The organism is Sphingobium wenxiniae (assembly GCF_007830065.1).
Taxonomy (GTDB): domain Bacteria; phylum Pseudomonadota; class Alphaproteobacteria; order Sphingomonadales; family Sphingomonadaceae; genus Sphingobium; species Sphingobium wenxiniae.
Genome location: NZ_VLKK01000046.1, coordinates 1 through 6,401, shown reverse-complemented (window position 1 = coordinate 6,401; position 6,401 = coordinate 1). Strand labels below are relative to the sequence as shown.

8 protein-coding genes are annotated in these 6,401 nt (G+C 66.1%); all 8 read right to left on the bottom strand.

Translation table 11 applies throughout. The features are described from left to right. Window positions 1-153: 153 nt before the first annotated feature. The gene (locus tag IQ35_RS20345; protein WP_007688041.1) at window positions 154-1,203 is read right to left on the bottom strand and encodes a nucleotidyl transferase AbiEii/AbiGii toxin family protein; all 1,050 of its coding nucleotides are present in this window, start codon (window positions 1,201-1,203) and stop codon (window positions 154-156) included. Continuing rightward, window positions 1,196-1,804 (bottom strand): DUF6088 family protein, encoded by a 609-nt coding sequence (locus IQ35_RS20340; protein WP_007688042.1) that lies wholly within the window; start codon window positions 1,802-1,804, stop codon window positions 1,196-1,198. The genes IQ35_RS20345 and IQ35_RS20340 overlap by 8 nt, the downstream gene beginning before the upstream one ends. Window positions 1,805-1,972: 168 nt before the next feature. Continuing rightward, complete coding sequence (locus IQ35_RS20335; RefSeq protein WP_007688043.1) at window positions 1,973-3,094, bottom strand: relaxase/mobilization nuclease domain-containing protein; 1,122 nt, start codon at window positions 3,092-3,094, stop codon at window positions 1,973-1,975. Next, window positions 3,087-3,623, bottom strand: a complete 537-nt coding sequence (locus tag IQ35_RS20330; RefSeq protein WP_031295761.1) for a plasmid mobilization protein — start codon at window positions 3,621-3,623, stop codon at window positions 3,087-3,089. Before IQ35_RS20330 ends, IQ35_RS20335 begins: the two co-directional genes overlap by 8 nt. Window positions 3,624-3,853: 230 nt before the next feature. Next, window positions 3,854-4,801 carry a ParB/RepB/Spo0J family partition protein gene (locus IQ35_RS20325; RefSeq protein WP_007688045.1) on the bottom strand — a complete coding sequence of 316 codons (948 nt, stop codon included), beginning with the start codon at window positions 4,799-4,801 and terminating at the stop codon, window positions 3,854-3,856. Next, window positions 4,801-5,565 (bottom strand): ParA family protein, encoded by a 765-nt coding sequence (locus tag IQ35_RS20320; RefSeq protein ID WP_007688046.1) that lies wholly within the window; start codon window positions 5,563-5,565, stop codon window positions 4,801-4,803. The genes IQ35_RS20325 and IQ35_RS20320 overlap by 1 nt, the downstream gene beginning before the upstream one ends. A gap of 12 nt (window positions 5,566-5,577) precedes the next feature. Then, window positions 5,578-5,754: a hypothetical protein gene (locus IQ35_RS21290; RefSeq protein WP_007688055.1), complete on the bottom strand. Its 177-nt coding sequence runs from the start codon at window positions 5,752-5,754 to the stop codon at window positions 5,578-5,580. 191 nt (window positions 5,755-5,945) lie between these two features. Beyond that, complete coding sequence (locus tag IQ35_RS20315) at window positions 5,946-6,338, bottom strand: DUF3768 domain-containing protein (protein ID WP_007688057.1); 393 nt, start codon at window positions 6,336-6,338, stop codon at window positions 5,946-5,948. Between the last annotated feature and the right edge of the window lie 63 nt (window positions 6,339-6,401).

The following is a 6,401-nucleotide window of genomic DNA, read 5'->3' as shown; positions in this document are numbered from 1 at the left end:
GCAGAAAACGTATGCAGCGAAGTTCCGCCTGACAAAGGGCTCACTCCTTGTTTGCAGGGTTAGCCCTTTCTGATTTAACATAAGATATATTATCAGTCTTTTATCGTTCTATTTCAAATACTTAGATTACTTGCTCATTCGCGGTCTCCGGCATCAACGCCCGTTGATCGTCCCCTCGATCGCCGCCAGACCCTTCATCAACGCCTCGAATTTCGGCGGCGCGGCCATGAACATCTCCGACATCGCGCCATAGTCCCGCTCAAGCTTCTCCCAAGTCGCGCCATCGGGCGACAGGCGCAGCGTTCCAACCACGGCGGTGTCATAGGAGGCCGACCTGTCCGCGAACATCAGGCTCTTGTTGTGCACGACCTGCTCGAGCAGATCGATCCGCCCCATCGCCTCGTTCGTGATGCCCGCCTGGTCGAGCATCAGCACGTCATAATAATGGCGCGACATGCCCTCGCGCAGCTTGCCGTTATGATGGAGCGCATGAAGGATCGTGACCTTTTCCCAGAAGGTCCGCGCAACGGCCAGCGTCGGCACCTCGGTCACCGGATCCGGCAGTTCCTCGGGAAAGTCTTCGGCCAGATAGGGCAAGATCGGTCGAAGCGCGAACGGTTCCGTGTCGCCGCGGGCGCCAAATTCCAGCTTGATGCGCGGCTTGATGTAACCGCTTTCATCCGCGCCGCCGTAATTCTCGCCATAGGCGAGCCCGTAACCCGAGGTGCGCGGATAGACGAAGAGCAGCGTCTGCTGGTCCTTGTCGTCGGGATCGAGCGCCAGGCTCCAGCCCTCGGCCGTGCCGAGAGCGACTTCGATTTCGCGCGCCAGGATCGGCATGGCGACCGTGGCGACATAAGCCTGTGCCGCCGCCTTGAGCGCCTTGGTCCGGCGCTCGCGCTCCTTGCCGGTAATGTCGCTGTCCATCGGCGAGGCGACTTCGCTGAGCAGCGGCGCCGCGCGGCTGATGGTGAGGTCGATATCTTCGGAGAAGCGCGCGATGATCCCATAGGCTTTCGACAGCGAGGTCCCGCCCTTGAAGGTCATGTGACCGGCGAGGTCGGGACACATGACGAGGCGGCGTAGCGTCCAGCAGACCCAGAAATCCTTCTCGATGATGATCGGCGTCAGATCCCGCCGCGCCGCCGCTTCATCGATAAAGGCGCGCCGATCCTCGGCTGGTCTGCGTGCGAACTCATCCATTGCGGGCGGCGCCGATCTTTAAGACGACGTCGCCCATCCATCCGGGCATCTCGGCCCTGGCCTGGGCGAGCATCCGCATGTCGCGATCATCGAGGCGGGCGGCGAAGTGCCGGATCTTGTCGCTATCGATATTGTCCTTCCCCAGATGCGCGAGCGCCTGCACGACCGCGTTGACCGAGTCCGGCGCATTGTCGAGCACCGGTGCGCGGCTGTGCTTGAGCGTCAGGCTGCGCCCGCCCGCTTGCCTGACCCGGGTGCGGCCGGTCGTGGCATAGCTGGCCCGGGCGGGAACCTGGGTCGATAGCCCGAGCCTGTTCGCCGCCGCCGCGCCCGACGGTGCGAGCTTGTCCCCGCTCTGCGTCGAGAGGGCCTTGGCGACATTGGCGGGATCGGGACTGAGCGCACCGAGCTTGTCATGCTGGCGCGGATAGTCATAAAGACCCCGGCCGATGCGCCGGATGTCGCCGGCGGTCACGAGGCGCGACAGCGCCATGTCGACCGACCCACGCGTCCCGAAGTCGACGAAGCTCTTGGGCGTGAACACCCAGCCGCGGCCCTTGCCGCGCACGCGCTTCATGATCCGATCGGCTACCGCAGACACTGGCTGTGCTCCTATCTGTTAGATAATAGCACGCTTTTTTCTAACAAGCTAGAAGCGCGTATCAGCGCCTAAATTCGCTATTTTCCAAGATATTTTGGCATCGCATCCAGATAGGATGCCAAGGCCACACAGGCAAGGTAGGCAAGCCGCCCGCGGGAGCGCCGGCCATCATCGTTCCCGATCCCGGTGAGGCGGTGGCCGCCCCTCGTCCGCACCTGTGGGCGGCGAAACGCCCTCCGGCTCGTTTCGGCGCTCCTGCGGCGGCCGTTCGGATTGCAGTATCTCCCGTGCGCGCGCGAGCCGCCGCGACACCGCCGGCGGCATCGCCGCCAGAAAGCCGGCGATTTCCTGCCCCAAGGCCCGATCTTCCGGTTTTCCGGTGGCGGCGAGCGCGACGGCGGCCTCGGCATAGGCGCCGCGGATCTGCTTCTGGCGCGCCAGCGCCATGACATCTTCCGGCCGGCGCTCCTGGTCGGCCGCACGCACGAAGCTTTGCGCCCGCAGTTCGTTGAGCTGCGCGAGATTGAGCCTGCGCCCCTCGGCCCCAAGCCGGGCATCGAGATGGAGCGCGGCTGACCGCACGCGCTTCTGGACATGACCGCGCGCCCGCCGGGGTGTCGCTTCCGCCGCGACACCGCGCGCGCGCAGCTCATGCGCGAAGGTCTCACGCATATGATGGAGATCCGCCTTGCGCGGATTGAAGCGGGTTCCGTCCGCCCCTTCGGTCGCCACCGTCAGATGGACGTGGGGATGATCGGTGTCGGTATGGAGCGCCAGCATATAGGCATGGTTCCCCTCGAACAGGATTCGCGCGAATGCCTGCGCCGCATCATGGAGCGTCTCGGCGTCGGTCGATCCCCCGGGCATCGACAGCACCAGCGACATCGACGTCGGCCGTTCCCGGCCATGTTCGTTCATGGCCTCGTCGAGCATCGCCCAGTCCTGAGCGATCGCCTTGAGCCGATCCGGCTCGGTGATAATCTCGCCCTCGCTCGATCGGACGGCGAGCTTCCCGTGGCGCGCCACATAGCCGAAATGCTCGGCGACATGATGAGCGCCATATTGCTTGCCGGAGACCTTCACCATCACCTCGGGCGCCTTGCGCACGATCCGCTCGAGCTTGGCGCGCGCCTCGGCCTGGCCCATCGACATCGGCCGGGCGGCCCCGCCCCCGCTTCCGCCCGGTTTGATCCGAACATAGGCGCCGCGCAGGGTCCGCTTGCCGCCTGCCGGCGGCCGCCAGGCCTCCATCAGGCTGGGAAGCGGGAGAACCCCCTCCTCCTCACGCATCGGCCATGTCCCAGTAGCGAAGATCGCCCTTGAGCGCGGCCCCGAGACCGGCGAGCGCATCGACGATCTCGGACCTAAAGCTTGCGACCCTGGCCGCTTCCCGCGCGACGTCGAGGCCGGATTCGACCATCACCGAGGCGTTGAGCGCGCGGGTCGCCTGGTTGAGGTTGATCCCGATCCGATTGAGCTCGCGCCACGCCTGCGCGACGGCCGCCCGCTCCTCGCGCGGCAAGGGCGCGTTTGCGCGCAAGCGCCGCGCCAGCAACGTGGTGATCCAGTCGGTACGCTTCATCCCCAGCACATCCGCCGCGCGGTCGAGCGCGGCGATCTCTTCCGGGATCAGCCGAACCTCGACCCGGCAGGTTGCGCGCTGGCGGGCGCGCGGCGCCTGATGCCCCTCCCCCGCCTCCATGGCCAAGGCGTCACCGATCAAGCGGCGCAGCAGCGCCGAGCGGCCGCCCGATACCGCCGCGAGCGCGGCGAAACGCTGGGCGACATCATCGTCGAGCCGAAAGGTGAGGACGGGCATGTCCCCAACGCTATTGTCCTACATCCCCGGCGCCAAGCCTATCCGGCCCTTACCTTTACTCAACTCATCTTATAGTCTGCTTGGGCAGACTATTGTTCTTCGGCCAGCGAACCCCTCTCGAACACCGATCGTCCGCAGCAAGGGGCGGCGCCTTCGGCGCTGCCCCCGCCCATCGACACGAAAAGGGCCGCACCCCGAAGGGTACGGCCCAAACCATCGTGCAAGATAAACTACGAACGCGGAGGAGGCGGGTCAGTTGTTGGCAAGGCCTCGCTTCTCTCGCCGGTCGGACCGATCGACGAGGCAGCGACTTCACGCTCGCGGCCATCCTCGAAAATCACCGTGACCAAAGGCGCCAGCGGGAGCCACGCAGGGAAGCCGTCGACCAAGACCGGTAGTCTAGGAGATCGGATCGGCGCGGAGGGTTTGTCCGTGAGGCCCGATCGAACCGGATCGCGGTCGGTGGGGGCCAATGGCTGTGCCACAGGCGCCCGCGGAGGGACCGGCGCCGGGTGCGTCTGCTTGAGTTCGGCGATGAAGCGCGATCCTGCGGCGAGCGTTGCGCCGGCGTCGCCCCAGCTGGCGACATAGGCCTCGACCTCGGCAGGGTAGTCCCTCGCCGTCCGGTGCAGATCATAGAGAAGGCGAATAGGCGCAAACGGCAGGGCCGCCTTGAGATAGGCCGGCATGTCGCCATAGGCGGCATAGAGCGAGACGAACTGCTTGGATCGGCCGAGTGCCGCCGCGATCTCGACCTGGTTCATCCCGCCCTTCAGCATCCGGGCGATCGCATGGGCGAGCTCGACCGACGACAGATTGGCGCGCTGGTCGTTCTCGACGATCTGGTCGGCCAGCAGTTGCACTCCCTCGCCGACCGGCACGACGATCGCGGGGATCGTGGCAAGGCCCGCCAGCTGCGATGCGCGGAAGCGGCGCTCGCCCAGACGTATCCGGTGCATGCCGTTCGCGTCGGGCGGCGTAACCGTGATCGGCTGCAGCACGCCGCGCGACGCGATCGAGGCGGCCAGCTCGGCGAGCGCGTCATCGTCGAAGCTGCGCCGGGGATTGCCGGGGTCGGGCAGGATGCGCGCAAGTTCGATATCCTCGACCCGGCGCGCCCGTTCATGGTCGCCGACAAGAAGTCCGAACTCCTCGATGCGCTCGTCGAACTTGCCCATCAGGCGGCCGCGACCTCCTGGCTTGTCATGCGCCCCTCGATCTCGGCGAGCACCGCGCGGATCTCCTCGGCCGCCGCCTTGGCGCCGCTGCCGGTCTCCTGCCATACCGGACGATGATTTTCCGCGGCATGCTTGTAGGTCGGCCGCGCCTTGATGAAGGCCGGGAACATGAGCTTCTCGCCGACCGCATGCGCCAGCTTCACCGCATTCTCCATCTCGCGCCGGTCGAACGGATTGACCATCGAGGGGAGGAGCCCGAGGAAAGCGATCTTGCGGCCGGCGCGCGCGGCCTCGGCCTTGCGCAGCGCGGTCAGCAGCATCTTGGCGCATTCGACCGAATCCTCGGCAACCTGCACCGGCGCGATCACGGCATCGGCGACCGCCATCGCGCTCAAGGTGAGCTCGTCCCACTTGGGACCGGTATCGATAACGCAATAGTCGAAATGCGGGCGGAGCGCCGGGAAGCGGCCGATGAAGTCGCGCACATCCTGCGCCGCCTTGACCATCTGGAGACGGGGATCGGCACCGAGCACGGTTAGCCCGGCCTGCCCGTCGGCGCACAGGGCAGCGGCAGGATCGAACAGGTCGGCGGAAAATCCGCCTTGCCGCTCGGCGCCCAGGCGCCGCGTCGAGCTGCCCTGCGGGTCGAGATCGACGAAGGCGACGCGGCGCTCAGGCGGTTCAGCAAGATACCAGGCGAGATGACTGGCGAGGAAGGTCTTGCCGACCCCGCCCTTGAGCAGGCTGACGACGATCGTCTTCATGACCGCGGCACCTCAGCAATAGTCGTCAGGACCATCGCGCAGGTTGCGCTCATAATGATCGCGCGAGGACCAGTCGCCGCCACCCCCAATGCCGGGACCGGCATAGCGGAACAGATAGACGGTGAGGGCGAAGCAGCCGAACGCGAAGAGAAACGCGTGATCGGGATGCGCGGCGAAATATGCGGCCATGATAAGTCTCCTTGGAGCCAGTGAACGGGCAAGCGAACGGCGCCACTGGCGCCGGCCACGCGCAATCGCGCGACATCTCGGACCCGCGCCCTCCCCTCCCGCATTTGCGGATGCGGCGTCCGTTGCCCGCATAGTCTGCTCAAGCAGACTATGCGGGCCATCCCCCCGGTCGGGGGGATGGCTGCGCCGGATCAATATTCGTCGGCCAGCAGGATAGTGAGCACGCGCGTCGTGACCTCGGGGTTCGCGGCATCCGGCGAGCCATAGGCGAGCTCGAGATCGTAATAGTCGATCTTCCAGTAGAGGATCGCATCCTCGAACTCGAAGCGGCCGAAATCATGCTCGTCGATCGGATCGTTGTCGGGCGTGAAGCTGTCATAGTCGCGCACGATCCGGAGGATCTCCGCGCGGCGGCGAAAGCCGCGGAACAGGGCGACGTCGCCGATCAGCGCCGCAACGCCCGCAGTCATCACGATCTGGTTGCGGCCCGGGCTATGGATGGACCGGCGAAGCGCGTCATTGAGTTCGGCGACGCGGGCGATCCGCTCGGCCTGGCTCATCGCATTCGGGGAGGATTGGGACATGAGAACGCTCCTGATCTGTCCGGCCCCGCCCGCCGGGGCCTTCCGACAGGCGTGCCAAGGGCC